A 26,661-nucleotide genomic window follows, 5' to 3' on the forward strand; every position below is an offset into this window, starting at 1 on the left:
GTCCCCTGATCGTCTACGTCGGCAAGGGAAACGCCCGGTTCGGAAACCCCGGCCCGTGCGACCCCCAACGCCCACACTTGGCGGGCCTCACCCTTCCGGCCCCGCCGGCCGCAGAAAAATACCGCCGACCACCGCGCCGAGCCACGACCTCGGCTCCCCTTCCGTGAAGAGAAAGGAGCCGAGGTTACGGGTCGGCGGAGTGGATGCAGTCAGTCGCCTGCGGTCAGTTGCTTACGCTCGTGCGGGTGGCAGGCAGGGCCGCGGCAGCGACGCCGCGGATCGGTGGGGTGTGGAACGTGCCCTGGAAGGCCCGTTCGCTCGCACCGACGCGGTCGAGGTAGGGCGTGATCCCGCCCATCTGGAACGGCCAGTTGGCCCCGAGGATCATGCACAGGTCGATGTCCTCCGCGGCGTGCACGACGCCGTCGTCCAGCATCCGCTTGATTTCATCGGCGAGGCCGTCCTCGATCCGGCGTAGGATCTGCTCGGCTGTCATCGGGGTCTGCCCGCCTGCGACGATCTTGACGGCGCCCTTGTCGAAGCCCTTGATCCTGCCCTTGGCGTCGCGCTCCAGAATGGTTCCGTGCTCGGCCAGCTTATGCAGGTTCGCGCTCTCGAAAAACCGGTCCGGGAATGCGGCATGGTGGGTGTCCAGAACGTGTGCGCCGACCTTGAGGCCGACCAGCTCGAGCAGCTCGAACGGGGTCATCGGCATCCCGAACGGAGCCAGTGACCCATCGACGACCTCGAACGGGGTTCCGGTGTCGACGGCGTGCATGGCCTCACCCAAGAGCTTCGCCAGGAGGCGGTTCACGACGAACCCGGAGGTGTCCCGGGTGATGACCGCGTTCTTTCGCAGTTTGGCTGCCACGACCATCGCCGTGGAGAGAGTGGCGTCGTTGGTCCGCGGGGTGTTCACGACCTCGATCAGCGGCATGATCGCCACCGGGTTGAAGAAGTGGAAACCGACCAGGCGCTCGGGGTGGGCCAGCTTCGCACCGATCTGTTCGACCGAGAGGGACGAGGTGTTGGTGGCGAGGATGGCGTCGGGAGAGATGTGCTTCTCGATTTCGGCGAAGACATCCTGCTTCACGCCGAGTTCCTCGAAGACGGCCTCGATCACCCAGTCGGCGTCGGCGAACTGTGCCTTGTCTGTCGTTCCCGTGACCAGAGCGCGGAGCCGGTTGGCCTCGTCGGGGGAGATACGGTTCTTGGTCTCCAGGGTGAGGATCTCGCCGTGGATGTACGCGACGCCCTTGTCGACGCGGGCCTGGTCGAGGTCTGTGATGACTACGGGCACGCGCAGGCGACGCACGAAGAGAAGGGCGAACTGGCTGGCCATCAGGCCGGCGCCGATGACGCCTACCTTGTTGATCGGGCGGGCGAGGGCCTTGTCCGGCGCACCGGCCGGCCGCTTGGCTCGCTTCTGCACCAGGTTGAAAGCGTAAATACTGGCCTGCAGCTGGTCTCCGGCGATGAGTTCGGCCAAGGAGTCGTCTTCCCGCTCGAACCCTTCCTGGCGAGATCCGCTCTTGGCTGCTTTGAGCAGGTTGAGGGCGATGTACGGCGACCGGGCGACGGTTCCGATGCGGTTTTCCAGCATCTTACGGGCCACGCCCACGGCCACATCCCATTTCACGAGCCGTTCGACCTTGCCGGGCGTATTGGGCCGGGCGACCTTTGTCTTTCCGGCGATCACGCCATCGGCCCACTCGATGGACTGTTCAAGGAACCTGGCCGAGGCGAACTGCACGTCGGCGATGCCCAGCTCGAGAGCATCCGCCGCTTTGAGCGTGCGGTGCTTGAGCGGATTCTCGATGATCACCTTCAGCGCGTTCTCGATGCCGATCAGGTTGGGCAGCAGGTAGGAGCCGCCCCAGCCCGGGATCAGCCCAAGGGAGACCTCGGGCAGCGCGATCGCGGGCACGGTCGCGTCGACGGTGCGGTAGTCGGCGTTGAGGGCGATCTCCAGCCCGCCCCCCAGTGCGAGCCCGTTGATGAACACGAAGGAGGGCACACCCAGTTCGGCCTGCTTGCCCAGCGCATAGTGGCCCAATTGGGCCAGCAGCTTGCCCGTCGCGAGCGATGGGATCTCGCTGACCTTGCTCAGGTCGGCGCCGGCGGCGAGGATGAACGGTTTGCCGGTGACGGCGACGCCGTGGATGTCGCCGAGGGCGGCGCGTTCCCGGAGAAGGTCCATCGCCATGGCGAACTCGAGCAGGGTGTTCGGGCCGAGCGTGTTCGGGCGGGTGTGGTCCCGGCCGTTGTCGAGCGTGACCAGCGCCAGGGTCCTTCCACCGGACAGAGGCACATCGTGTACGTAGCAGTGGGTGACGACCTCGTCGGCCGACAGCTCGACCAGCGGGGTGAAATCGAGTTCGGAGTAGTTGCTCATCGCTTGCTTGCCTTCCGGTTGAAGTTCGGGTTCTCCCAAATCACGGTGCCGCCCTGGCCGAGACCGATGCACATGGCGGTGAGGCCGTAGCGCACCTCCGGGTGCTCGGTGAACTGACGGGCGAGCTGGTTCATCAGGCGCACGCCGGAGGAAGCGAGCGGATGTCCGATGGCGATCGCGCCGCCGTACTCGTTCACCCGTGGGTCCTCGTCGTCGATGCCGAAGTGGTCGAGGAACGAGATGACCTGCACGGCGAAAGCCTCATTGAGTTCGAACAGGCCGATGTCCGTGATGCTGAGGCCGGCCTTGCGCAGGGCCTTCTCGGTGGAGGGGACCGGACCGAGTCCCATGACCTCCGGCTCAACGCCGGCGAAGGCGAAGCTGACCATCTTCATTTTGACGGTGAGACCGAGGTCCTTGGCGGCCTTGCCGCTGGCGAGGAGGCAGGCGCTGGCACCGTCGTTGAGCCCGGAAGCGTTGCCGGCAGTGACCCGTCCGTGGGGACGGAAGGGGGTCTTGAGAGTCGCGAGGCCCTCCATCGTGGTTTCGGGGCGGGGAGCCTCGTCGCGGGTCGCCAGACCCCAGCCGGAATCGCTGCGGATCGCAACCGACACCAGGTCGGGCTGTATCTTCTCGGCGGCATAGGCCGCGGCGACCTTCTGTTGGCTGCGCAGGGCGAACCGGTCGGACCGCTCCTTGGTGTACGCCGGGAACCGGTCGTGGATGCGCTCGGCCGTGGCGCCCATATTGAGGGCGTCCTCGCTGACCAGGCGCTCGGACAGGAAACGCGGATTCGGGTCGACGCCCGAACCCATCGGGTGGCGTCCCATGTGCTCGACGCCGCCGGCGATGGCCAGGTCGTAGGCGCCAAATCCGATCCCGGCTCCGAGAGTGGTCACGGCGGTCATGGCGCCGGCGCACATCCGGTCAATGGCGAATCCGGGTACCGACTTCGGCAACCCCGAAAGCAGTGCCGCCGTGCGACCGAGCGTGAGGCCCTGATCGCCGGTCTGGGTGGTGGCGGCAATCGCCACCTCGTCGATGCGTTCCCCAGGGACCGACGGGTTGCGTTCCAGCAGTCCGATCATGGCCTTGACCACGAGATCATCCGCCCGGGTGTTCCAGTAAATGCCCTTTTCACCGGCGCGTCCGAACGGGGTACGAACCCCGTCCACAAACACGACTTCTGTTCTATCGGCCACTTTGCCTCCATCATCGATCAGGTGTCGGTCGATCCTAAAGGGGCTCCCGTGGAGGGTCGAATCCTTGGACGGATCCTACGAATCCGCATCCGAAGAGAGCTCGATCGATTGGTGGACATCCACAAAGGCATCGGCGATCCGTTGTGCGGTCACTTCAATTTGCCAGGTGCGCGCACCCAGGTGCGCGAGCGCCTCACCGACGGATGCGGGATCGACGTTGACGGGCGGCGTCCACGCCACCCGGCGGACATAGTCCGGGGTGACGAGGTTCTCCAGCGGGATGGCGAGCTCCTCGGAGACCTCGGTGAGGGCTGCGCGAGCGGCCTTGTAGCGCAGGTCAGCCTCGGGATTGCGGTCGGACCAGGCGCGCGGGGGCGGGAGCAGGTCGCCGTTGCCCCGAAGCGACGGCAGGTCGGTTGACGCCAGGCCCTTCTGGACGGCACGCCACCAGCGGTCGAGTTCGCTGCGGCTCGCACGGCCGCTGAACTCCCTCAGATCAGCCAGGGCCTGCCGGTTCGCCGGCATGGCCCGTGCTGCCGCCGTCAGCGACGCATCGGGCACAAGCCGGCCGGGGGACACATCCAGCTCCTGTGCCAGAGCGTCGCGAGCCAGCCACAATTCCCGGGCCACGGCCAGGCCACGCTGTCCCCGGATGGAGTGCACGCCGGAAAGGCGGCGCCAGGGTTCGGGGCCGACGGGCTTCGCCTCACGCGCCAGCACGGCGGCGAATTCCTGCGCGGCGATGTCGGTCTTGGAATCGGTGGCGAGCATGTCGACCATACGGTCACGCAGGTCGGGAAGCAGTTCCACGTCGAGCGCGCCGTAGACCAGCCAGGCCTCCGGCAGTGGGCGGGTCGACCAGTTGGCGGCGGAGTGTTCCTTGGCAAGATGGATGCCGAGCAGCTCTTCTACCACCGTGCCGAGGCCGACCCGGGGGATTCCGAGCAGGCGGGCGGCCAGTTCAGTGTCGAAGATGTGTCGGGGGTCAAGTCCGACCTCGCGCAGGCAGGCCAGGTCCTGGCTCGCGGCGTGGAAAATCCACTCGTCATCGCGCAGAGCCTGGTTGAGCTCGTGGAAGTTGCCGATCGCGGGCGGGTCAAACAGGAATGTGCCAGCGTCGCGCCGATAGATCTGGATCAGGTAGGCGCGCTGGGAGTAGGTGAAGCCGGAGGCTCGTTCAGCGTCGATGCCGATCGGGCCCGTGCCCGCGCTGAGGGCTGCGGTCGCCGCGAGGTAGGCGTCCCGCGTATCGATCACCTGGTGATCAAGCACGACCGGTTCGGCGTGTGGACAACATGCTGACTCCTTCGCCAGTGGGTGGAAGACCTGCGAGCATGCAGAGCAGCTCGCCCCATCCTTCGACGTGGGCGGCGAGATTGTGGTCCAGCGGCGTCCACGAGGCCCGCAGTTCGATCTGCGCGCCATCGCCCTGCTTGGCAAGTTCGCCAAAGCCGGACGAGATAATCTTAGTAGCGGTCCCCGAGGCCGCTGTATACCGTGCCCCGTGGGCGTCGAGAGCATCGACGAGCCACGACCAGGTGACCCCCGCGACGAACGGGTCGAGGCCGATGTCGGTTTCCAGGGGAGCCTGGGCGAAGCAGACGACGCGGAAGGCGCCGCCCCACTCCTCGGGCTCGGCCGGGTCATACAGCAGGATGAAGCGTCCGGTCCCGAGATCGGAGTCGCTCCCGTGACGTACCGGGGTCACGTCGGCCGAGAAGGCGATGGAGTGCGGAGCGAGGTTTCCGGGTGCGGAAATCTCATTGACCATAAGCTCCGTACGGATGCGGGCACGTGCGAAGGATGCGCGGGCGGCGGCGAACTCCGGCGAAGGCGTTTCTTGTGTTTCGGGCACGTGTGCAGACTAGAGTTTTTTTCGAGCGGAGTCGGACAGGCACGCCGGACAGGGGAGGTAGTCATGCGTGAGCGGGCGGGCTCAGGGCGGTACCCGAGGCGTTTTCTGGCGGTGAGCGGGATCGCAGTCGCCGGGGCAACGGTGTTGCTGGGGATCGCGGGCGGTGTTTTGGCGGCCGTGATGGCACGTCGGATTGTGACGCCCTCGACCACGCGCTCCGACGACGTGCGGATCCACTCCGTCGACCTCGTGGCGGGAACAATTACGCTGCAGTCCACGGCGGATTCCGTACTGCAGGGCGATTACAGCTTCTGGTTCTCGGGCGATACAGGACACGCCCACCTGGGCGAGATCCTTCGTCTCACGCCCACGAAGGTGACGCGGCGCATCCTGCGCGTCGATCACGGGGATCTGGCCCGAGCCGAGCGCGGCCGGCTCGGCGGCTACTCGTACCTCGGGCCCTGGGACCTCGGCTTCGCCTTCGAGGACGTGCTCGTTTCCACCGACGTCGGTGATGCTCCGGCCTGGCTGATCCCGGCCGAGGAGCCGGACGGCCGCTGGGTGATCCAGGTGCACGGGCGCGGGGTGCAGCGGCAGGAGACGCTGCGAGCGACGCCGGTCTTCCGGGATGCGGGCTTCACGTCCCTGCTTGTGTCGTACCGCAACGACGGGGAGGCACCGCGGAGCGGCGACGGCCGGTATTCCCTCGGAGACGCGGAATGGCAGGATGTCGATGCGGCGATCGCGTTCGCGGTGCACCGCGGTGCGACCGAGATCGTGTTGATGGGGTGGTCCATGGGCGGCGCGATCGTGCTGCAGAGCGCGACGCGATCAACGCTGCGCGACCGGATCGTCGGCATCGTGCTCGACTCGCCCGTGATCGACTGGGCGGATGTCGCGCGCTTCCACGGCGGTCTGCTCGGCCTGCCCGCGGTCATCGCCAGCAGTGCTCTGGAGGTCCTGGGACGGCGTTGGGGCAAGATCATCACCGGTCAGACCCAACCGATCGACTTCGGACGCCTCGATTTCGTCACGCGCGCCGCCGAGCTCGACCTACCGGTGCTCCTGATGCACAGCGACGACGACGGATTCGTGCCCGCGACCGGCTCCCGCGCCCTGGCCGGGCGCCGACCCGACATTGTGACCTTTCTGCCGTTCGCGGTGGCGCGGCACACGAAGCTGTGGAACTACGACCGCGAGGGTTGGAATCAGGCCATCACGAACTGGCTGGTCGAGATCGCTCCCACCGAGCGTATGTCGCTCCCTGGTCGTCCAGGAGAAGTTGCCGCAACCTGAATCCGGTGGATCCGGCCGTGGCCGATTCGAGCAACCCCCGGCCGCCGAGCACCACCTGGGGGCTCGTGGACAGGCAGAATTCGTCGACCAGGTCGGCCGCGAAGAATCGCCCGGCCAGCACCGGACCGCCCTCGCAGACGATGCGCGGGAGGCCGAGGGCGCAGAGGGCCGCGAGAATCGTGGACGGAGTGAGGACGCCGTTCTCATCGTCGAGCGGCACGACGGTCGTGCGGGCCCCGACCGTGGCGGCCTCCACCCGGCCGACTGCGAAGCGCGGACAGAGGATGAACACCGGCTGCCGATGCGCGGATTCCGGGTGTGCGGAGTCCCGGTGCGTAAAGTGCTCGAGCCGATGACCGGCCAGGTTTCCGCTGGAGGTGACGACCGCGAGGGCCGCCCGGGCCGGCACGACGTACCCCTCCGCACGGACACTGCCGGCGCCGATCAGGACGACGTCGGCAAGTTCCCTGATCACACCGAGGATCCGGCGGTCGAGGCGGCTCGAGAGGGAATCCGAGGTGCCATCGGACCCGGCCACGCCGCCGTTCAGGCTGGCGATCATGTTGACCCGCAGGTACGCGCCCGGCGCCGGGGCGTAGCGCCGCAACAGCCAATCCCGGCTGACCGGGTCGAGCCCGTCGACGCTCCGCGGCAGGTCGACCGTATCGCCGCCCGCGTCCGGCTCCGGAAACACCCGGGTCAGGGTCACGCAGCGCCCTCGCGCAGGCGGCGCTTGGTGCGGGCGAGCATGGCTGACATGCCGCGGATGCGCAGGGGAGACACCGCTTTCGTCAATCCGATCGTGTTCGGATAGTCATCCGGCACATCGAGCACCTCCTGGGCGCTGAGCCCATCCAGACCTTGGGCCAGGATCGAGGCGAAGCCCCGGGTCGTCGGCGACTCCCGGGGAGCGGTCGCGTAGAGGTGCACCGCGGACTCGCCGTCCACCTCGACGAACATGAAGACGGGAGACTGGCATTCAACGACTCGCTCGAGCAGGTCCGGGTGCTCCGCGTAGCGCGGCGGGAGCGCCGGCAGCTCGTCGGCGAACTCAAGCAGCAGCAGCAGCCGGTCGGACTCCTCGAGTTCGAGGAAGTCATCGCGGATCTCGGCCAGTTTGGCGGGAAGTTCGGTAGCGGTCATCGACACTCATTCTGCCATGCGCGGGCCGTGAGGCCCCAGAATCCGAGTGGGCCGGCCGGCTCAGCGGGGCTGAGGTGCGGCGCCCGGCTCCGTGCCCATCACGATCGGCACGTGCACGGCGTTACCCCATTCGGTCCAGGACCCGTCGTAGTTGCGCACGCCTTCGAAGCCGAGAAGGTGGGTCAGGACGAACCAGGTGTGGCTGGACCGCTCGCCGATCCGGCAGTAGGCGATGACGTTGTCGCCGTCGGAGAGGCCGGCCTCGTCACGGTAGATGGCGTCCAGCTCGGTGCGGGTGCGGAAGGTGGCGTCCGGGGCAGCGGCGCGCGCCCACGGCACCGACGCCGCCGACGGGATGTGGCCGCCGCGCAGGGCGCCCTCCTCCGGGTAGGCCGGCATGTGGGTGCGTTCGCCGGTGTACTCCTCGGGGGAGCGCACGTCGATCAGCGGGTTCCCGAAGTGCGCGAAGACATCCTCGCGGAATGCGCGGATGGCGGAATCGTTGCGCGGGGCGACCGGGTACACGGTCGGGGTGATAACGGGCTTGTCCCGGGTGAGGCCTCGTTCCTCGGCCACCCACTTGTCACGGCCGCCGTCGAGCAGGCGGACGTCTTCGTGGCCGAATAGGGTGAACACCCACAGGGCGTAGGCCGCCCACCAGTTGTTCTTGTCGCCGTAGATGACCACGGTGGTGTCGCGGGAGATGCCCTTGGCACCGAGCATTGCGGCGAAGGCGGCACCGTCGACGAAGTCGCGCTCGACCGGATCATTGAGGTCGGTATGCCAGTCGATTTTCACGGCTCCCGGAATGTGGCCGGTTTCGTAGAGCAGAACGTCTTCATCCGATTCGACGACAACAAGACCGGGGGTTTCGAGATGCGCCTGCAGCCACTCGGTGCTGACCAGACGTTCGGGGTGGGCGTAGGCCATGAACTTCGGTGCCGGATCGAGATCAACAGACATGGGGGGAACCTCCTGGTGGCGTCCGATGGACACTGGAATCAAATGGGCGCGGTTTAGGCTGGTTACCGGTCCGCGTTTTCGAATCTACGCGGTATGGGTCCTGATCGCATCCGCGGTCGTTCTTCAACGATGGTGCTCCGACCGGGACTATCAGTTCGACACAGAAACCGGGTACTACAGCATGGCTCCACAAGCTCTCAGCCAGGTGCAACGTTTGGCCGATCGCTCTCCGAGCATCACCGGGCCGGAGATCGTGGCCGAGTTGGTTCCGCCGCCCCAGTTCGAGCACGCCTCCTTCGCGTCGTACCGACCTGACCTGAACTTCCCCTCGCAGCTCGAGGCCGTTGAACGGCTGGGCACCTTTGCCGGAGCCTGGCTGGCCCAGCGGCCCAGCGGCTTCTTCTCCCGCACCCGCAAGTCCAAGCCGGAGCTGCCGGGCATCTACCTGGACGGTGGTTTCGGCGTCGGCAAAACCCACCTGCTGGCCGCGCTCTGGCATGCCGCCCCGGGACCGAAATACTTCGGCACCTTCATCGAGTACACCGCACTGGTGGGAGCACTCGGCTACGCAGCCACCGTCAGGCAGCTCTCCGGCGCCCGCCTGATCTGCATCGACGAGTTCGAACTCGACGACCCGGGCGACACCATGCTGATGACCCGGCTTCTGGGCGAGCTCGTGGCCTCGGGTACCCGCGTCGCCGCCACGTCGAACACGCCGCCGAATTCGCTGGGCGAGGGGCGTTTCGCCGCGATCGACTTCCTTCGCGAGATCCAGGCGATGTCCGCGAACTTCGAGATCGTGCGTATCGACGGCCTCGACTTCCGCAGGCGCGACATCGAGGGCCACGCCATCGCCGTGTCCCGGGACGAAGTGGACCAGCTGGTGCCCGCCCTGGTCGAACGCGGCTCCACGGTGACCCGGGACGACTTCGGCGACCTGATCCGACATCTCAGCACGGTGCATCCGTCGAAGTACATCAAGTTGATCCACGGCATCGACGTCATCGCCCTGACCGATGTGTACCTACTGACCGACCAGACGGATGCCCTCAGGCTGGTCGCCTTCATCGACCGGGTCTACGACGCGGAGATTCCGATCATCGCCAACGGGCAGCCCCTGAACGAGGTCTTCGACGAGGAGATGCTCTCCGGCGGTTACCGGAAGAAGTACCAGCGGTCCCAGTCCCGTCTCGTGGCGCTGACCACAGGTGAGCTTCCACCGCACGACTGATCCACGACTGATCGAGGCCGGACCACCGCTCTGCTTGCCGGAAACGCGATGTTAACACCGTCGCTCGGCGCGTAACGCGGGCGAAACATCCGCGCGCACTCACCGAAACTTCACAACTTCAAACTGACTCTGTACCCGCCGAGACACGATCAACCGCTCACCCTGTGCACGTCGACGGCAATCACTGTTAGTTAGCGAGAGGTAACCATATCCATGGTTCAACTGTCAGTCCTGTTGGACGCCACAACTGATGAAATAGCCCTGAATCTCAATTCCCTGTGGCTCCTCGTCGCGGCCGCCCTCGTGCTTCTGATGACTCCCGGTGTTGCCTTCTTCTACGGCGGAATGGTGAAGGCGAAGAGCGTCATCAGCATGATGATGATGAGCTTCGGCGCGATGGGCGTTGTCGGTGTGCTGTGGGTGCTCTACGGCTACGGGCTCGTCTTCGGCCCGCCGCTGATCCCCGGTTTCCTCGGCAACCCGTCCGGGCTGCTCGGCCTGAGTGGGCTGCTCGGCGCCGGGGAAGACGGATCCCTCTCTCCCGACCTGAACGGGCTGGCGTTCGCCGGCTTCCAGGCCACCTTCGCCATCATCACCGTCGCACTGATCTCTGGTGCGATCGCCGACCGTGCCAAGTTCGGCGCCTGGTTGATCTTCGCCGCCGTGTGGTCGACCCTGGTGTATTTCCCGGTCGCCTACTGGGTCTTCAACCTCGCCGATGGCTGGGCTCCCGCCGCTCTCGGGGTCAACGACTTCGCCGGTGGCACCGCTGTGCACATCAACGCCGGTGCAGCCGGTCTGGCTCTCGCCTTGGTGCTCGGCAAGCGGGTGGGTTTCAAGAAAGGCATCTCCAAGCCCCACAACGTTCCGCTCACCCTCCTCGGTGCCTCGCTCCTGTGGTTCGGCTGGTTCGGTTTCAATGCCGGCTCCGAAGCCGCCGTCGACGGTGTCGCCGCCCTCGCCTGGATCAACACGCTCGTCGCTCCCGCCGCCGGTATTCTCGGCTGGCTGATCGTCGAGAAGATCAAGGACGGCAAGCCCACCTCGATCGGTGCCGCCTCGGGTGCCGTCGCCGGGCTCGTCGCCGTCACCCCTGCCTGTAACATCCTCACCCCGTTCTGGGCGATCGTCCTCGGAGTCCTCGTCGGAGCGGTATGCGCGGTTGCCATCGACCTGAAGTTCAAGTGGGGCTTCGACGACTCGCTCGACGTGGTGGGCATCCACCTCATCGGTGGCATGATCGGAACGCTCTACATCGGTATCTTCGGGTCGGGCATCGGCCTGCTCGACACCGGCAGCCTCAACCAGCTCTGGGTGCAGTTCGTCGCAGCCTTCGGCATCGCGATCTTCTCCTTCGTGATGGCCTACGGCATCGGCGTGATCATTCAGAAGACGATCGGCTTCCGAATCAACAACGAAGACGAGGTGGCCGGAGTGGACACCATCGTGCACGGTGAAGAGGGCTACGCGCTCGACGCCGTCTAACCATGAAGCAGCACCGCCCTGTGCGTGCTGTCCTTTTCGGTGGCTGTCCTATTCGGTGGCTGTCCTATTCGGTGTAGGACGACCTCGACAGCGCCTGGGACTTCAGGGCGTCGAACTCGGCCGGGGTGATCGCGCCCGCAGCGTGCAGAGCCTTCGCCCGGCCGATCTCCTCCGTGGGCCCGGCACTGGTTCCGGCGACACTGCGGATGCACTGATCGGTCTGCGCCTGGTACTCCCTCGACTCCGTGGAACTGCGTGCACCTTAGCCGTGGGGCAGGCCGAGAGCCACGGTGACGAGGCTGAACGACCACTCGGGGCCGCGAATGGAGGACGCGTCTCTATGACCTCGCATCGGGTACCGGCTCAGATGGCGCTTCCGGGCGCAGCCCTGACACCGGGAGCCGTGACACCTGCAGCGTCGTCACCGGCTGCACCGTCACCGGGGGTCGGCACGCCGATCCCGGCTCCGTCGACCGCTGAGGTGAAACGGCCGCGGCTTGATGGTGCATTTCATCGGCTCATCGCCGGCGAAGCGCGCTGCGTCTGCGTGTGGGCTGCGGCAGGCCCCGGGAAGATGACCCTGCTGGCGTCCTGGGCTGGCCGTTTTCACCGGAACGGGGAGTCGGTCACCTGGGTACGCGCGCAGCCGGGCCGGTTCCGTCCCGCTGACGTCTGGCGGCAGGTCGGGCGGCGCTCGGGGGTGTCAGGCGACGGGGACACCCGGTACGTGTTCATCGGTGGGTTGGACCGTGTCGAAGCGGATCGGCCGGGCTGGTGGGCGAGCTGGTCGCGTCGGCGCCCGAGGGCATCCGTCTCGTGGTCGCCGGGCGCACTCGGCCGTGCGCAGGGCCGACGCGACTGCGCGGCGACGGCTTCATGGTCGACGTGCCGCCGGCGGACCTGGCGTTCGATCGGAGCGAGCTGCTGCTGATCGTGCCGTTCCTGCACGGGAGGAACGATTCCGCACGGCTGGTGGTGGATTTCGACGGTGACGATCCGGCGGTGGCCGGTTTCCTCCGGTCGGAGATCATCGCCGGCTGAGCTGACGGTGACGAGAACACGAAGCTGCGCGCCGCCGTCAGGCCTGTCCTCTCGGTCGACCTGGCCGTCGAGGTGACGAAGCGAGCGGATGCCGGGGCTGGGCTGGACCGGCTGGCCGGGCCCAGCGCACTTATCACCAGGGAGAGCGGCGACGACACCAGGGCGTATCGCATCCACTCGATCCTGCTGGCCTATCTGCAGGGCGATGCGCGGCGACGTGACTTCGCGGCGGCGGCGGCTCACGAGACCGCGGCCCGGTGGTTCGCGCGCCGCGCCGACGGTCAAAACGCTCTCGAGCAGGCGCTTGCTGCCGGGCTGCCCGTCCTCACCGCCGAGATGCTCGATGCTTTCGGTCTCGATCTCGTGCTCAGGGGAACGCCAGACCTCGTCCTCCGTGCCCTGGCAGAGCCGGCCGCGCGCGCCGGGAACCCAGGTGCATCCGTGGCGGCGTCCCTAAGGCTGCTCCTGGAGGCACCATACTTTCCCGACCGGGGGCAGGCCGACCACCTGTTGGCGGAGCTCGAGGTGGTGGGGCTCGCGTCCGGCGGCAGTGCGGAGATCTGGACCGTCGTGATCGACGCGCTTGCCGCCTTCTTCGCAGCGACGCCTGACGAAATCCGGGACCGTCTGGCCAGGCTGGGCGCCGTCCGCGCCGCACCGGGGCGGCGGGGAGACCTCGGTGTCGACCTGCTGGCCGCCACCGCGGAGACCTGGTGCCGCGCCGGTCTGGGCGAGGCGGAGCGAGCCGAAGCGGGACTGCGAATGGTGGCTGTGACCGCGCGGAATGCCGGTAACCAATGGCTGTTCCTGCTTGCCGGCGACCTCGCCGCCATGTCGGCCTCCCGCCGGGGCGACTGGGCCCGCGCCGGTCTCATCGACGATCAACTCGCTCGGGCGACGGATGCCGCAGCGCGCCCGGCCACGGGTGCCGTGGCATCCGTGGCGGGGGCGGCGTTCAACCGCGCAGCGGCCCGCGCCTCGGTCTCGCTCCAGATCCGCCGGTACGAACGCTGCGAGCCGATCGATCAGGGCGTGCTGGAACGGCTTGTCGCGGCCGACCCTCTGGTGTGGGATTCCGGACTGATCGTGCCCGCCCAGACCTTCCTGTCCCTGTCGGCACCGGCGGCGGACCCGAGGCGGCGATCGGTGCTCGAGAATCTGAACGGCTTGATGCGGGAGAATGCGGACGCCCACCCGCGTGTGCCGAGCCTGTGCTGCATCCCCTGGTTCGAGCTGACCGGTGCGCTGGACGGGCGGGCCGAGGCCCGACGTGTCACGCTCCTGGTGGAGAACGTGCTGGGTACGGACTCGTTGGAGGCCGTGCTGCTCCGCTCCCTGGCGTACCCGCCGGCCCCGGGCCGCCACGGCGCCGGTGGGCGGCTGGAAGCCGCCGCAACGCCGGCCGCCCGGTGTTGGAGCGGGACCACGCTCGTGAGCGCCTGGATCGTGCTCGCCGGCATCGCTGAGGAGGGTGAACGATCTGCCGAAGCGGATGCCCGTCTGGCTCGGGCGCCGCGCCTGGCTGAGCAGCTGCGGGACCTCGACGGTTTCGCAAACCGGATTGTGACTCGGTCCGCTCAGGCGCCGGGGGAGAATTGCCCAGCCCCAGCCCCAGCCCCAGCCCCAGCCCAGCCCCAGCCCCAGCCCCAGCCCCGGCCCCGGTCGCACCGCTCACCGAGCGGGAGCGGGTGCTGCTGCGCGAGCTGCCCTTCCATCAATCCGTGGCGGACATCGACCGCAAGCACAATGTGAGCCCGAACACCGTCAAAACTTATCTGCGCAACATCTATCAGAAGCTTGAGGACACCGACCGCACCCGGGCCGTGACTATTGCTCAGGAGCGCGGCCTGCTCTGACCTGCACCCCCCGAATGGGAATGGTTCCGCCTGACCCAGACCACTAGGCTTCGAGGGTCTCGTGCCCGCGCGCGCCGCGCGAAGTGCCAGGCCACGTGCATGATCTTCGTGCCGGCGGAACGGAAGGACCCCATGTTTGAATTCCTGCTCAGCCCCATCCCCGGTCTCATCATGCTGGGTATCGTCGTCTTCCTGATCGGCCTGTTCTATGCCAAGAGCGTCTACAAGAACGCCGGGCCGGACGAAGCCCTGATCATCACCGGCAAGAAATCGAAGAAGACCATCGTCGACGGCGCCACGCTGGAGGAATCCGGGCAACGCGTCGTGCACGGCCAGGGCGTGTTCATCACCCCGTTCTTCCAGAAGGCGTTCAAGATCAGCCTGCGCAGCCGGGCGATCGAGATCACGGCCGTCGCCCAGGACCAGAACGGCGTCACCCTCACCGTGGAAGCAGTCGCCATTGTGAAGGTCGGCGACGACCCGGCCGCCATTCGTGCCGCCGCGCAGAGGTTTCTCGGCCAGGACAAGAACATCGACGGCTTCGCACAGGAAGTACTGTCGGGATCCCTGCGGTCGTCGATCGGTGGCACGAACGTGATGACCATCATCCAGAAGCGCGACGAGCTCGGCTCCTCGGTGCTGGCGACCGCCCGGGAGTCCCTGGCCAACCAGGGCGTCGACGTGGACTCGTTCGAGATTAAGGGCATCACTGACGAGAACGACTACATCCGGGACCTCGGACGCGCCGAGCAGGCCAAGGTGCGGCGCCAGGCCGAGGTTGCCGAGCACGCGGCCAACCGGGAGGCACAGGAGGCCGCCATTCTGGCCGAGCAGGCCATCGCCGAGGCCCAGAACACGCTCGCACTTCGAAAAGCGGCGCTGCAGCTGGACACCGACAAGGCCGCCGCCGAAGCCGCCGCGGCCAAGCCGCTGGCCGAGGCCAAGGCCCAGCAGGCCATCGTTCAGGAGCAGGAGCTCACCGCCCAGCGGCGCGCATCTCTCCGCAAGGCCGAGCTTGAGTCCGAGGTCAACGCGATCGCCGACGCCGAGGCGTACCGCATCCGGGTGACCGCCATCGCGGCGGCGGAGGCCGCCGTGGCCGGCGCGAACGCCGACCGCGACAGCCGCATCGCCAACGCCGAGGCCCTCCGCGCGGAGGGGCAGGCCGAGGCCGACGCCATCCTCGCCCGCGGTACCGCTGAGGCGACCGCTACCCGGCTGTCCGCCGAGGCCGTCGCCGAGCAGAGTGAGGCGCTGATCCAGCTTCGCATGGTGGAAATGCTGCCCGAGATCGCCCGCGAGCTGGCCGCTCCGATGTCGAACATCGACAACCTGACGGTCATCTCCACGGATGGCGCCAGCCAACTGACCAAGAATGTCGCTTCCGGTATCACCGAGGTCGACGGCGTGCTCAAGTCGACCATGGGTATCGGCATCCGGGAACTGCTCGGCAACCTCGTCGGTGGAGCCGCTGTCGGAGCGGCCGCGACCAAAACCGCCAAGCCACAGGCCTCACTCACGACCGCCCAGCAGGCCGACGTCGACAGCGCTCTGGCCGCGCCGGCCGTCGAGGCATAGCACGCAGTCAGGTCGGACGCTGATTCAGGCCTTCGCGCCTGGATCGCTCGCATTTCGAGGGCGTCGACCTGGTCCCGGTGCGAGTAGCGTTGATGTTCACAGAATGCCGCAGTCCGGTCCGCATGGGCTCGGGAACAAGGGGAGATTTCCAGATGACGGATGCCGCGATGGACCCGGTCTCGGCCGTTGCGCCCCTGCTGGCCGGGCGAGCGTCCTCGAGCCAGCGCTGGTCGAATCTGATATTCGTGCACTGGCGCGTGGACGCCGCTCTCGTGGCTCCGCTGCTGCCGGACGGTCTCGTGCCCGACGAATTCGACGGCGCTAGCTGGGTTGGGCTGATCCCGTTCGTGCTGGACCGGGCCACCGTCTTCGGCAGTCCGCCCATTCCCTACTTCGGCACCTTCGTTGAGGTGAACGTGCGCCTGTACGCGGTGGATGCGAACGGGCACCGCGGCGTGGTCTTCGTCTCGCTGGAGGCCTCCCGGCTGGCGGCTGTGCTGGCGGCCCGGGCATTGTTCTCGATCCCGTACATGTGGTCCCGCACCAAGCTTGAGGTCGGGGCGGGGGAATACCGCTACACCGCGCGCCGACACCTGGCCGCCGGGGCGCACACCGAGATCGTGGTGCGGCCGACTGCCCGCCCGGTCTTCGGCGACCCGCTCGCCGATTTCCTGACCGCCCGCTGGGCTCTATTCACCCGTACGCGTGGCCGCACGGTGCACCTGCGCAACCACCATGAGCCGTGGGAGCTCTTCGAGGCCGAACTGGTGAGCCTTGACGACACCCTGCTCGCCGTGGCGGGGTTCCCCGGGCTGGCCGGACGCGAGCCGGATTCCGTGCTGTATTCGCCCGGGGTCACCACCTGGTTCGGCGCCGCCGGCTGAGTCGCGGGCCGACGCTATCGAGGCAAGGTAGGACGGGGCGTTCGCTCGGCGGGCGGAACCGGTCGAGGCGCGCGTCGCTTCGGGCTGGCCCGCGCCGCGTTGGAGTCGGGTGAGATCAGTTGTCAGCATGCGAGGGTGGTGATCGTTCAGGCGTGGTCGGTGCCGACGAGGTGAGGCCGGCGTTCGAGGTGGAGGTTCTGCGTTCGGCAGGCAGGTTGCCGGCGTCGAAGTTGACGTACCAGGCCCCGCGGCATGGCGTCGCGGACGCTCTACGACCGTGCTGAGAAAGTGGCGCTGCGGTCCGATCGCCGCGGAGACGGCCCGGCGGATCGCGGTCGGGTGCCGAGCTTCACCCGGATTCTGGTGCGTCCGGAGGCGGGGGCGGTGCTCTTGGTCGGCCGCGACCGGTACATGGTGCCGGAAGACCCGAAACGGTTCCTGCGGGTGTGGGTCAAACCTGCCGGTTTCCAGGCTGCAACCGGTCGGTCGCAAACTGCGATATCGAGCATTCCCTGGATTGATAGTTCGATGGGCTGACCGCGCACGACAATCTGGCACGTCTGTCTGCGGGCTGTCATGCGCTGACGAGCGAGACCGGTTGGCGGATGTTGCACCGCGGCGGCGGCTTACGTGAGTGGACGTCGCCGACGGGGCGCAGGCTCGTGAGCGAGCCGGCCAGGGTCATCCGCTCGGCTTCGACCGAACCGTCGACCTCCTGGTGCGCCACCATGCCACGATCATGAGCGTAGTGCTGCTGGTCATCGGCGCGGCCCTGATCTGAGGGGGCCGGTCCGATCGGGGAAGCCCCCGGCCCGACCGCCTGCGCCGAGGATGTCGCCTGGGTCGCACTCTCCCGGGTGCAGCCCCACGATCGACATCTCGTGCGCATGCTCGCGCATGGAGTCGACCGCAACCGTCAAGCCGCGTTACGCGGACTCAACGCGGTCTGACACAGCGCGGACTTCATGAGCGTTGTCGTCGGCAGCGTGAGAGCGGCAGGCTCTCCCGAACGAATTCGACGGAGATTTTGTCAAAATCGGCCCTAAATCGTTTGGAAATCCCTTTTTTCCGGAGAATCTCCGTCGAATTGGTTCCGGCTGCTCACCCAGCGAGACCCCAGTGGCACAATCACGGGCTGGGGCTGGGGCTGGGGCTGGGGCTGGGGCTCGGGCCCAGACCCAGACCCAGACCCGGGCCCAGCTCAACTGAGCACAGACGCGAAGGCGGCATTTGGGATACTCGGAGAATGGTCGACGTCACCCTCACCCTTCCCGCCGGCGCTGTGCTCCTTCGGCGCGCCCTGTCCCAGGATCTGTCTGCAATCGTGGGGCTTCTCGCCGACGACTCCATCAGCGCTTCCCGAGGCGACGCCGACCGGCCGGAAGATCGCGTCGCCTACGAACGGGCATTCGCCGCAATCGACGCAGATCCGGCCCAACAGTTGCTGGTCGCGACGTCGCTTTTGGGCGAGGTGCTGGCCACCATGCAGCTCACCGTCATCCCTGGGCTCGCCCGTGTCGGGTCCACCCGGTTGCAGATCGAGGCCGTCCGGGTTCGCTCGGATCAGAGGAGCCGCGGGCTCGGCGGAGCCATGATTCGGTGGGCCGTGCAGAATGCCCCGGCCTTCGGGGCTCAACTCGTCCAGCTCACGTCGGACGCAGCGCGCGTCGACGCGCACCGGTTCTATGAACGGCTGGGCTTCACCGCGTCCCACGTGGGCTTCAAACACGCCGTGCCGACGGTCTCCTGACGGCAGCACCCCCGCGGGGCAGGATCAGGCAGGCAGGCCGAGGAGCCGTCCGGCGAACCCTGCGCACGCGATCGTCGCGGTGAAGAACACGGCCACCCAGACCACGCCCGGGATGTGGGTCAGACGGGCCAGCTGGTCGGCGTCGGAGGCGGTACCGCGGCTCCGCGACCGGGACCGCTGGAGCTCGACCACGGTGCGCACAGCCCCGAGCAGCAGAAACGCCGTGATCAGCAGGGCGAAGATGCTCTGCACCGGAGGAGTGCCGAACCAGGTGATGCCGAAGACCAGTCCAGCGGTAACGAGGACGGACCACAGTCCGAACCAGTTGCGGATCTGCACGAGCAGCAGTGCCAGGGCCGCCAGCGACAGCCACAACAGGCCGATGTCGTAGCCGAGGCTGAGCATCCGTGCCGCGCCGAGCCCCAGCAGGGCAGGGGCGGTATAGCCGGCCAGCAGGGTCAGCACCATGCCGGGTCCGCGCGGGCGTCCGCTGCTGACGGTCAACCCCGAGGTGTCGGAATGCAGACGGATACCGCCGAGCCGGCGACCGCTCACCGTCGCGACCACCGCATGGCCGCCCTCGTGCGCGATCGTGATGACGTGGCGGGTGACCCGCCACGCGGCCGGCACCAGCACGAGCACGGCAGCGGCCGCGATGGTCAGCCAGGCCGTGATCGCGGGCAGAGGCTCGTTTCGGGCGGAGAGTTGCCCCCAGAGATCGACAAGCCCGTCCATGGATTTCAGCCTAGATTACCTTGGGCGGGAGCTTTATACTGATCGCAAAAGCTGGATACGAGTGAAAGGACGGTCCCCATGAGTGCTTCGGACAAGATGAAGAACTCGGCCGAGGAAGCCGTGGGCAAGGCAAAGGAGGCCGCCGGCAAATTGACCGACAACGAGCGGCTGGAAGCCGAGGGCAAGGCTGAACAGGCCAGGGCAAACCTCAAGCAGGCCGGAGAGAACGTCAAGGACGCCGTCACTGATTGAGTCGAATCCGCATCTCCACACCATCAGTGCACGTCAATCAAAAGAAAGGACGGCGAGCAGGATGAACGTACTCCTCGTCATTGTTGCCATCATCGCCATCGCGCTTCTGTTCACCGGAGGGTTCGTCGAGTCGCTCAACTTCCTCATCTGGGTCGGCATCGTGCTCGTCGTGATCGCGCTGATCGTCTGGCTTGCCCGGACGATCTCCGGGAAGCGGGCCTGACCGGGCCGCGCATGTGGTCTCCAACCCGTACCGAGAAAAAGAAAAAGCCCCGACTTTCGGGGCTTTTTCTTGGCTGTGGGCGATACCGGACTCGAACCGATGACCTCTTCCGTGTGAAGGAAGCGCGCTACCAACTGCGCCAATCGCCCCTGTGGCCTCGTACTGTAGCCACAAGTCTCGATACTAACCCAGACCGGGTGGAAGGCGCACATCGTGGGGGCCTCAACACGCCGGAACGACTCGGTTTGAATATGAACAGGACTATCGGCTAGAGTCTTTCAAGCGCGCAGAAATGCGGGCAGTTGCGGATGTGGCGCAGTGGTAGCGCATCACCTTGCCAAGGTGAGGGTCGCGAGTTCGAATCTCGTCATCCGCTCGAATGGGATCGGCCGCGAGGCCGGTTTCTTTCGGTACGAATCCCAAGTGGTGGGTTGGCCGAGAGGCGAGGCAACGGCCTGCAAAGCCGTGTACACGGGTTCGAATCCCGTATCCACCTCCAATCCCGGAAGTCGCAATGCAGGAATGATTTTCAGGAAATGGGCGATTGGCGCAGCGGTAGCGCGCTTCCCTGACACGGAAGAGGTCACTGGTTCGATCCCAGTATCGCCCACAGAGTTGGGAAACAGATAACCCCCGGTAAAGCGGGGGTTTTTTTTGCCCGCACAGCACCGGAAATCCAGGTGCAGTCGGGCCTTCCTCGGGCTCGCCGCGATGAATCGCCAGGGAGGGTGCGGCGGGTTCGGCCGGAATCGGCTAGAGTCTTTCAAGTCAGCGGAAACGTTGATAAGTGCGGATGTGGCGCAGTGGTAGCGCATCACCTTGCCAAGGTGAGGGTCGCGAGTTCGAATCTCGTCATCCGCTCGAATGGAATCGGCCGCAAAGCCGGTTCTTTTTGGTACGAAACGTATGTGGTGGGTTGGCCGAGAGGCGAGGCAGCGGCCTGCAAAGCCGTGTACACGGGTTCGAATCCCGTATCCACCTCCACTTCTGGAATGTCTTTTCAGAGAATGGGCGATTGGCGCAGCGGTAGCGCGCTTCCCTGACACGGAAGAGGTCACTGGTTCGATCCCAGTATCGCCCACAGGCAAACCCCCGGTAACTCGGGGGTTTTTCTTTGCCCAAAATGGCCGTGCCCGTCGTGGTCGAGGCGCGCCGCTAAAGTTATTGGGGTTCGAACAATACTGAAGGAGTAATACACGTGGCTGACGGCTTTGAGCTATTCACCGACCGGTCCGTTGTCGCAATGCGCGTCAACGGCGAGCTCAAGGATCTCGCCACGACGGTGACTCCGACGGATGTCGTCGAACCGGTGACCATCGGCTCGCCCGACGGCCTCAGCATCCTGCGCCACTCGGCCGCGCACGTGCTCGCACAGGCCGTGCAGACCGTGAACCCGGCGGCGCGCCTGGGCATCGGCCCGCCCGTCACCGATGGTTTCTACTACGACTTCGACGTTGAAGAGGCATTCACCCCCGAGGACATCAAGTCGCTCGAGAAGGCCATGGACCGCATCATCCGCCAGGGCCAGCGGTTCGTGCGCCGCGTCGTCACCGACGACCAGGCCCGGGACGAACTCGCCGCCGAGCCGTACAAGCTCGAACTGATCGGGCTCAAGGGCGGGGCCGCCGAGACCGTCGACAACGAGTCGGTCGAGGTCGGCGGCGCCGAACTCACCATTTACGACAACGTGGACCCGAAGACGGGGGAGACGCTCTGGAAAGACCTCTGCCGCGGTCCCCACCTGCCGAACACACGCATGATCGGCAACGGCTACTCCCTGACCCGTCTGGCCGCCGCCTACTGGCGCGGGTCCGAGAAGAACCCGCAGCTGCAGCGCATCTACGGCACCGCCTGGGCCACCAAGGACGAACTGCGGGCCTACCAAGCCCGCCAGGAGGAGGCCGCCAAGCGCGACCATCGCAAGCTCGGCGCCGAACTCGACCTCTTCAGCTTCCCCGAGGAGATCGGCTCCGGCCTGCCCGTCTTCCACCCCAGGGGCGGCATCATCCGTCAGGAGATGGAGAACTACTCCCGCAAGCGCCACACCGAGGCCGGCTACGACTTCGTCTACACGCCGCACATCACCAAGTCGAACCTGTTCGAGACGTCCGGTCACCTCGACTGGTACGCCGATGGCATGTTCCCGCCGATGAAACTCGACGCGGAGTACGACGCCGACGGCCACATGACCCGTCAGGGCGTCGACTACTACCTCAAGCCGATGAACTGCCCGTTCCACAACCTGATCTTCCGCTCCAGCGGCCGCAGCTACCGCGACCTGCCCATGCGCCTGTTCGAATTCGGCTCGGTCTACCGCTACGAGAAGTCCGGCGTCGTGCACGGCCTCACCCGCGTGCGCGGCATGACCCAGGACGACGCGCACATCTACACGACCCGCGAAGGCATGAAAGAGGAGCTCACCAGCACCCTCAACTTCGTGCTCAAGCTGCTCGCCGACTACGGCCTCGAGGACTACTACCTCGAGCTCTCCACGAAGGACCCGAAGAAGTTCGTCGGCACCGACGAGGCCTGGGCGGAAGCGACCGACACCTTGCGCGAAGTCGCCGAAGCATCCGGTCTCGAACTCGTGGCCGACCCGGGCGGCGCCGCCTTCTACGGCCCGAAGATCTCCGTGCAGGCCCGCGACGCGATCGGCCGCACCTGGCAGATGTCCACCATCCAGCTGGACTTCAACCTGCCGGAACGGTTCGACCTCGAGTACACCGCCTCCGACGGCTCCCGCCAGCGCCCGGTGATGATCCACCGGGCCCTGTTCGGTTCGATCGAACGCTTCTTCGCCGTGCTCACCGAGCACTACGCCGGGGCGTTCCCGGTGTGGCTGTCCCCGGTGCAGGTCGTCGGCATCCCCGTGTCCGAGCAATACGGTCCATACCTCGACGAAATCATCGGCCGGCTCGAGACGGCAGGCGTGCGCGCCCAGGTCGACCACTCCGACGACCGCATGCAGAAGAAGATCCGCAACCACACCAAGGCGAAGGTGCCCTTCCAGCTGATCGTCGGCGAGGATGACCGCTCCAATCGCTCGGTGAGCTTCCGGTTCCGCGACGGCACCCAGGAGAACGGCGTACCGGCCGACGAGGCCATCCGTCGCATCATCGCCGCGATCCATGCGCGCGCGCAGGTCACGACCCAGGGCCAGGTCTGAGATGGACACGCACAGCGACGAGTTCGAGGGGCTCGAGCAGTCGTCCGAGTTCGCCGCGGTTCCGGATGCCTTCCAACGGCTATGGACCCCGCACCGCCTGGTCTACATCCAGGACGGCCAGCAGCCGCACCCGGATGACTGCCCCTTCTGCCTGGCCCCGAGCATGACCGACGAGAAGGCACTGATTGTGGCCCGCGGCACGCACGCCTACGTGTTGCTGAACCTGTTCCCGTATAACAGCGGGCATCTGCTGGTCTGTCCGTACCGGCACGTCGCGACTTACGATGAGGCCAGTCCGGAGGAGGTCGCCGAGATCGGCAGTCTCACCCAGGTGGCCATGCGTGTGCTCAAGGCGGTGTCGCACTGCGACGGCTTCAACATCGGCATGAACCAAGGCCGTATTGCCGGCGCGGGCATTGCCGAGCACCTACACCAGCACATCGTTCCCCGCTGGGCGCTCGACTCGAACTTCTTCCCGATCATCGCCGGAACGAAGGCGATTCCCCGTCTTCTGGGCGATGTGCGGCGCGAAGTCGCCGAGGGCTGGCCCCAGGATGGCAACTAGCCGTATATACCCCTCCACCGGCACCCGCCGGGCGGAATCGACACCACCCAAGGAATAGAATCAAAGCTATGACTGAAACCACTTCCGCCTTTGGTTCGAGCCGCGTCAAGCGTGGTCTCGCCGACATGATGAAGGGCGGCGTCATCATGGACGTCGTCAACGCCGAGCAGGCTCGCATCGCCGAGGACGCCGGTGCTGTCGCCGTCATGGCCCTTGAGCGCGTTCCCGCCGACATCCGTTCCCAGGGTGGCGTTGCCCGCATGAGCGACCCCGACCTGATCGACAGCATCATCGCCGAGGTATCCATCCCGGTGATGGCCAAGGCGCGCATCGGCCACTTCGTCGAAGCTCAAATCCTTCAGGCCCTGAACGTCGATTACATCGACGAGTCCGAGGTGCTGAGCCCGGCTGACTACGTCAACCACATCGACAAGTGGAACTTCACGGTCCCGTTCGTCTGTGGCGCGACCAACCTGGGTGAGGCGCTTCGCCGCATCAACGAGGGCGCGGCCATGATCAGGTCCAAGGGCGAAGCCGGCACCGGCGACGTCTCGGAGGCCATGAAGCACATCCGCACCATCAAGGGTGAGGTCGCCCGCCTGTCGGCTCTGACCAAGGACGAACTGTACGTCGCCGCGAAGGAACTGCAGGCGCCGTACGAACTCGTCGCCGAGATCGCCGCCACCGGCAAGCTCCCCGTCGTGCTCTTCGTCGCGGGTGGCGTGGCCACCCCCGCCGACGCGGCCCTGATGATGCAGATGGGTGCGGACGGTGTATTCGTCGGCTCCGGCATCTTCAAGTCGGGCAACCCGCAGGCCCGCGCCAACGCCATCGTCAAGGCCGTCACCTTCTACGACGACCCCAGCGTCATCGCATCCGTCTCGCGCGGACTCGGCGAGGCCATGGTCGGCATCAACGTGTCCGATCTGGCTGCGCCGCACCGCCTCTCAGAGCGCGGCTGGTAGATACCCGTTCGTGAGCGTTGGAGTTCTCGCCCTGCAGGGTGACTTTCGTGAGCACGCCGAGGTACTGCGGTCCCTCGGCGCCGAAGTCGAACTCATCCGCCGCCCAGAGGAACTGGACCGCATCAGCGGGCTCGTGATCCCCGGCGGCGAATCCAGCGTCATGGACAAACTGGCCCGCGCGTTCGGCGTGGCGGAACCGCTGGCCGAGGCCGTGCGGGCCGGCCTGCCCGTCTACGGCACCTGCGCGGGCCTGATCATGCTCGCCGACACCGTCATCGACGGGATCGAAGGGCAGCAGAGCATCGGCGGCTTCGACATCGCCGTGCGTCGCAACGCCTTCGGTTCGCAGACGCTCTCTTTCGAGACCGACCTCGACGTGCCGGTGCTCGGTGAGCCGCCGGTGCACGCCATTTTCATCCGCGCCCCCGTGGTGGAGTCCGTCGGGACCCGGGCCCGCGCGATAGCCACGCTCTCGGACGGGCGCTGCGTCGCGGTCGAGCAGGACAACCTGCTCGGAACCTCATTCCACCCCGAGATCACCGGGGAGCACCGGTTCCACGACTATTTCCTGCAGAAGGTGGCCGCCGCCGGCTTCCGCTACTAGGCTCCGGTCATGGCCGGCTGGGTGGCGCTCCTGCGCGGAATCAACGTCAACGGGATCACGATCACGATGGCGGACCTGCGGGCCGTGTTCCGCGGGCTCGGCTACACGGATGTCCGCACGGTTCTGGCCAGCGGTAACGTGCTCTTCACGGCGGGCGAGACGGATGCCGCGGCCCTCAAGGCCACAATCGAACGCGCTCTCTCCGACAACTTCGGTTATCAGGCGTGGATCGTGCTGCTCGGCGTTGACGCACTCGACAGGGTGGCGCGGGCGTTCCCATTCGATGCGGAGCGGGACGGTTGGCATCCGTATGTCGTGTTCGGATCGGCGCGGACCGCGCTCGAGGAACTGCTCGAGGCGGCTGGGGAACCGGACCCGGAAACGGAGCAGGTTCGGCCCGGAACCGGCGTGCTCTACTGGCAGGTGCGCCGAAGCATCGGCATCAACAGTCCGTTCAGCAAGCTGAGCGGCAAGGCCCGCTACCGGTCGACCACCACCACCCGCAACCTCCGCACCCTGAACAAACTGATCGCCGCGGCCCCGGGCGCGTGAAGCCCGGCCCATCAGGCATCGCGGGTTAGAATGAGGCGCACCCCACGGTGCAACGGCCAATGGCACCAGTAGTGCAGCGACCAGCACGGCGGCGGTACCCCCGCGCCAATCGACAGCCACGTCACGACAGCCAAAGACAACGGGAGACTCATGTCCGGACATTCCAAGTGGGCGACAACAAAGCACCAGAAGGCGGTTACCGACTCGCGTCGGGCCAAGGCCTTCGCCAAGTTGATCAAGAACATCGAAGTCGCGGCCCGCATGGGTGGCGCCGACCTGTCGGGCAACCCGACCCTGGTCGACGCGATCCAGAAAGCCAAGAAGACCTCTGTTCCCAACGACAACATTGACCGTGCCGTCAAGCGCGGCGCCGGCCTGTCCGGCGAAGTAGTCGACTACACCACCATCATGTATGAGGGCTACGCCGCGCACGGCGTCGCCGTCATGATCGAGTGTTTGACCGACAACAAGAACCGCGCGGCCGCCGAGGTGCGCACCACCATGTCCAGAAACGGCGGCAACATGGCCGACCCCGGCAGCGTCGCGTACAACTTCCACCGCAAGGGCATCGTCGTCGTGCCGAAGAGCAACGGCCTCAGCGAAGATGACGTGCTCCTCGCCGTGCTTGACGCGGGCGCCGAAGAGGTCGTCGACGACGGTGAGAAGTTCGAGGTTTTCAGCGAAGCGCACGATCTCGTCGCGACCCGGACCGCCCTGCAGACCGCCGGGATCGACTACGACTCCGCCGACATCGCGTTCGTGCCCCAGCTCAAGGTAGAGGTCGACGCCGAGACCGCCCGCAAGGTGTTCCGGCTGATCGACGCCCTCGAAGAGCTCGACGACGTGCAGAACATCTACAGTAACTACGACGTGTCGCCCGAGGTCATCGCGGAGCTTCAGGCCGAAGCCGAGTAGCGCGC

General features: G+C 66.6%; 28 protein-coding genes and 7 tRNA genes. 25 read left to right on the top strand and 10 right to left on the bottom strand.

Annotated elements, in window-relative coordinates:
- Positions 1-223: 223 nt before the first annotated feature.
- The 4 genes from E3T25_RS00295 to E3T25_RS00310 form a co-directional block, all read right to left on the bottom strand.
- Positions 224-2,395, bottom strand: coding sequence for a 3-hydroxyacyl-CoA dehydrogenase NAD-binding domain-containing protein (locus E3T25_RS00295; protein ID WP_134371489.1), 2,172 nt, complete (start codon positions 2,393-2,395; stop codon positions 224-226).
- Positions 2,392-3,597: a thiolase family protein gene (locus tag E3T25_RS00300; RefSeq protein ID WP_134371491.1), complete on the bottom strand. Its 1,206-nt coding sequence runs from the start codon at positions 3,595-3,597 to the stop codon at positions 2,392-2,394. Before E3T25_RS00300 ends, E3T25_RS00295 begins: the two co-directional genes overlap by 4 nt.
- A gap of 75 nt (positions 3,598-3,672) precedes the next feature.
- Positions 3,673-4,869, bottom strand: coding sequence for a ribonuclease D (locus E3T25_RS00305; protein WP_134371493.1), 1,197 nt, complete (start codon positions 4,867-4,869; stop codon positions 3,673-3,675).
- Positions 4,862-5,452, bottom strand: a complete 591-nt coding sequence (locus tag E3T25_RS00310; protein WP_134371495.1) for a DUF3000 domain-containing protein — start codon at positions 5,450-5,452, stop codon at positions 4,862-4,864. Before E3T25_RS00310 ends, E3T25_RS00305 begins: the two co-directional genes overlap by 8 nt.
- 111 nt (positions 5,453-5,563) lie before the next feature.
- On the opposite strand from E3T25_RS00310, the gene E3T25_RS00315 reads away from it, so the two are divergent.
- Complete coding sequence (locus tag E3T25_RS00315; protein WP_166785918.1) at positions 5,564-6,748, top strand: alpha/beta hydrolase family protein; 1,185 nt, start codon at positions 5,564-5,566, stop codon at positions 6,746-6,748.
- Here E3T25_RS00315 and E3T25_RS00320 read toward each other — a convergent pair.
- The 3 genes from E3T25_RS00320 to E3T25_RS00330 are packed head-to-tail and all read right to left on the bottom strand — an operon-like array spanning position 6,669 to position 8,854.
- Positions 6,669-7,457: a dihydrofolate reductase family protein gene (locus tag E3T25_RS00320; RefSeq protein WP_104099617.1), complete on the bottom strand. Its 789-nt coding sequence runs from the start codon at positions 7,455-7,457 to the stop codon at positions 6,669-6,671. The two genes, E3T25_RS00315 and E3T25_RS00320, sit on opposite strands and share 80 nt — an antisense overlap.
- Positions 7,454-7,891: a SufE family protein gene (locus E3T25_RS00325; RefSeq protein WP_104099618.1), complete on the bottom strand. Its 438-nt coding sequence runs from the start codon at positions 7,889-7,891 to the stop codon at positions 7,454-7,456. The genes E3T25_RS00320 and E3T25_RS00325 overlap by 4 nt, the downstream gene beginning before the upstream one ends.
- Before the next feature lie 60 nt (positions 7,892-7,951).
- On the bottom strand, positions 7,952-8,854 hold the full coding sequence (locus E3T25_RS00330; protein WP_134371499.1) for a sulfurtransferase: 903 nt from the start codon (positions 8,852-8,854) through the stop codon (positions 7,952-7,954).
- Positions 8,855-9,035: 181 nt separating this feature from the next.
- On the opposite strand from E3T25_RS00330, the gene zapE reads away from it, so the two are divergent.
- Together zapE and E3T25_RS00340 are read left to right on the top strand one after the other, a co-directional pair.
- Complete coding sequence (gene zapE / locus E3T25_RS00335) at positions 9,036-10,085, top strand: cell division protein ZapE (RefSeq protein WP_134371501.1); 1,050 nt, start codon at positions 9,036-9,038, stop codon at positions 10,083-10,085.
- A gap of 213 nt (positions 10,086-10,298) precedes the next feature.
- Positions 10,299-11,570 (top strand): ammonium transporter, encoded by a 1,272-nt coding sequence (locus tag E3T25_RS00340; protein WP_134342482.1) that lies wholly within the window; start codon positions 10,299-10,301, stop codon positions 11,568-11,570.
- Positions 11,571-11,634: 64 nt separating this feature from the next.
- Here the strand turns inward: E3T25_RS00340 and E3T25_RS17215 are convergent, their stop codons facing one another.
- A complete protein-coding gene (locus E3T25_RS17215) occupies positions 11,635-11,778 on the bottom strand; it encodes an SHOCT domain-containing protein (protein WP_134371587.1) in 144 nt (47 codons plus the stop codon).
- A 566-nt stretch (positions 11,779-12,344) separates the two neighbouring features.
- Between E3T25_RS17215 and E3T25_RS00350 the strand changes: the two genes are divergently transcribed.
- The 8 genes from E3T25_RS00350 to E3T25_RS00375 all read left to right on the top strand — a co-directional run bounded on the left by E3T25_RS00350 (position 12,345) and on the right by E3T25_RS00375 (position 18,679).
- On the top strand, positions 12,345-12,611 hold the full coding sequence (locus E3T25_RS00350) for a hypothetical protein (RefSeq protein WP_134371503.1): 267 nt from the start codon (positions 12,345-12,347) through the stop codon (positions 12,609-12,611).
- A gap of 24 nt (positions 12,612-12,635) precedes the next feature.
- On the top strand, positions 12,636-14,363 hold the full coding sequence (locus E3T25_RS17140) for a winged helix-turn-helix domain-containing protein (RefSeq protein WP_478213428.1): 1,728 nt from the start codon (positions 12,636-12,638) through the stop codon (positions 14,361-14,363).
- Positions 14,333-14,467, top strand: a complete 135-nt coding sequence (locus tag E3T25_RS17145; protein ID WP_166785917.1) for a helix-turn-helix transcriptional regulator — start codon at positions 14,333-14,335, stop codon at positions 14,465-14,467. Before E3T25_RS17140 ends, E3T25_RS17145 begins: the two co-directional genes overlap by 31 nt.
- A gap of 132 nt (positions 14,468-14,599) precedes the next feature.
- Entirely contained in the window at positions 14,600-16,045 is a 1,446-nt protein-coding gene (locus E3T25_RS00360) for a flotillin family protein (protein ID WP_158250210.1), read from the top strand.
- 152 nt (positions 16,046-16,197) lie between these two features.
- A complete protein-coding gene (locus E3T25_RS00365; protein ID WP_134371507.1) occupies positions 16,198-16,929 on the top strand; it encodes a YqjF family protein in 732 nt (243 codons plus the stop codon).
- Positions 16,930-17,268: 339 nt separating this feature from the next.
- Positions 17,269-17,466 carry a hypothetical protein gene (locus E3T25_RS00370; protein WP_134371509.1) on the top strand — a complete coding sequence of 66 codons (198 nt, stop codon included), beginning with the start codon at positions 17,269-17,271 and terminating at the stop codon, positions 17,464-17,466.
- A 97-nt stretch (positions 17,467-17,563) separates the two neighbouring features.
- Positions 17,564-17,710 carry a hypothetical protein gene (locus tag E3T25_RS16585; RefSeq protein ID WP_166785111.1) on the top strand — a complete coding sequence of 49 codons (147 nt, stop codon included), beginning with the start codon at positions 17,564-17,566 and terminating at the stop codon, positions 17,708-17,710.
- A gap of 465 nt (positions 17,711-18,175) precedes the next feature.
- The gene (locus E3T25_RS00375) at positions 18,176-18,679 is read left to right on the top strand and encodes a GNAT family N-acetyltransferase (protein WP_104171045.1); all 504 of its coding nucleotides are present in this window, start codon (positions 18,176-18,178) and stop codon (positions 18,677-18,679) included.
- 24 nt (positions 18,680-18,703) lie between these two features.
- On the opposite strand, the gene E3T25_RS00380 is transcribed toward E3T25_RS00375, so the two are convergent.
- The gene (locus E3T25_RS00380; protein WP_134371511.1) at positions 18,704-19,414 is read right to left on the bottom strand and encodes a M50 family metallopeptidase; all 711 of its coding nucleotides are present in this window, start codon (positions 19,412-19,414) and stop codon (positions 18,704-18,706) included.
- A 78-nt stretch (positions 19,415-19,492) separates the two neighbouring features.
- Between E3T25_RS00380 and E3T25_RS00385 the strand changes: the two genes are divergently transcribed.
- Entirely contained in the window at positions 19,493-19,666 is a 174-nt protein-coding gene (locus E3T25_RS00385; RefSeq protein ID WP_104100480.1) for a CsbD family protein, read from the top strand.
- A gap of 61 nt (positions 19,667-19,727) precedes the next feature.
- Positions 19,728-19,889, top strand: a complete 162-nt coding sequence (locus E3T25_RS00390; RefSeq protein ID WP_134371589.1) for a hypothetical protein — start codon at positions 19,728-19,730, stop codon at positions 19,887-19,889.
- A 76-nt stretch (positions 19,890-19,965) separates the two neighbouring features.
- Here E3T25_RS00390 and E3T25_RS00395 read toward each other — a convergent pair.
- Positions 19,966-20,038, bottom strand: a tRNA-Val gene (locus tag E3T25_RS00395).
- Between the two features lie 155 nt (positions 20,039-20,193).
- On the opposite strand from E3T25_RS00395, the gene E3T25_RS00400 reads away from it, so the two are divergent.
- From E3T25_RS00400 to E3T25_RS00455, 12 genes are all read left to right on the top strand, one after another.
- Positions 20,194-20,265 (top strand) — tRNA-Gly (locus E3T25_RS00400).
- A gap of 49 nt (positions 20,266-20,314) precedes the next feature.
- Positions 20,315-20,388 (top strand) — tRNA-Cys (locus E3T25_RS00405).
- Positions 20,389-20,427: 39 nt separating this feature from the next.
- Positions 20,428-20,499 (top strand) — tRNA-Val (locus E3T25_RS00410).
- Between the two features lie 179 nt (positions 20,500-20,678).
- Positions 20,679-20,750 (top strand) — tRNA-Gly (locus E3T25_RS00415).
- 49 nt (positions 20,751-20,799) lie between these two features.
- Positions 20,800-20,873 (top strand) — tRNA-Cys (locus E3T25_RS00420).
- A gap of 25 nt (positions 20,874-20,898) precedes the next feature.
- A tRNA-Val gene (locus E3T25_RS00425) sits at positions 20,899-20,970 on the top strand.
- A 162-nt stretch (positions 20,971-21,132) separates the two neighbouring features.
- The gene (gene thrS / locus E3T25_RS00430; protein WP_233191359.1) at positions 21,133-23,055 is read left to right on the top strand and encodes a threonine--tRNA ligase; all 1,923 of its coding nucleotides are present in this window, start codon (positions 21,133-21,135) and stop codon (positions 23,053-23,055) included.
- Between the two features lies 1 nt (position 23,056).
- Positions 23,057-23,620, top strand: a complete 564-nt coding sequence (locus E3T25_RS00435) for an HIT family protein (RefSeq protein ID WP_104100482.1) — start codon at positions 23,057-23,059, stop codon at positions 23,618-23,620.
- Positions 23,621-23,688: 68 nt separating this feature from the next.
- Entirely contained in the window at positions 23,689-24,585 is an 897-nt protein-coding gene (gene pdxS / locus E3T25_RS00440; protein WP_104100483.1) for a pyridoxal 5'-phosphate synthase lyase subunit PdxS, read from the top strand.
- A 10-nt stretch (positions 24,586-24,595) separates the two neighbouring features.
- Positions 24,596-25,189 (top strand): pyridoxal 5'-phosphate synthase glutaminase subunit PdxT, encoded by a 594-nt coding sequence (gene pdxT / locus E3T25_RS00445; RefSeq protein WP_134371513.1) that lies wholly within the window; start codon positions 24,596-24,598, stop codon positions 25,187-25,189.
- Positions 25,190-25,198: 9 nt separating this feature from the next.
- Positions 25,199-25,741: a DUF1697 domain-containing protein gene (locus E3T25_RS00450; RefSeq protein WP_134371515.1), complete on the top strand. Its 543-nt coding sequence runs from the start codon at positions 25,199-25,201 to the stop codon at positions 25,739-25,741.
- Positions 25,742-25,891: 150 nt separating this feature from the next.
- On the top strand, positions 25,892-26,656 hold the full coding sequence (locus E3T25_RS00455; protein ID WP_104100486.1) for a YebC/PmpR family DNA-binding transcriptional regulator: 765 nt from the start codon (positions 25,892-25,894) through the stop codon (positions 26,654-26,656).
- The last annotated feature ends 5 nt before the right edge of the window (positions 26,657-26,661 follow it).

The sequence above is a fragment of the Cryobacterium sandaracinum genome, assembly GCF_004403415.1.
In the GTDB taxonomy this organism is placed as follows: domain Bacteria; phylum Actinomycetota; class Actinomycetes; order Actinomycetales; family Microbacteriaceae; genus Cryobacterium; species Cryobacterium sandaracinum.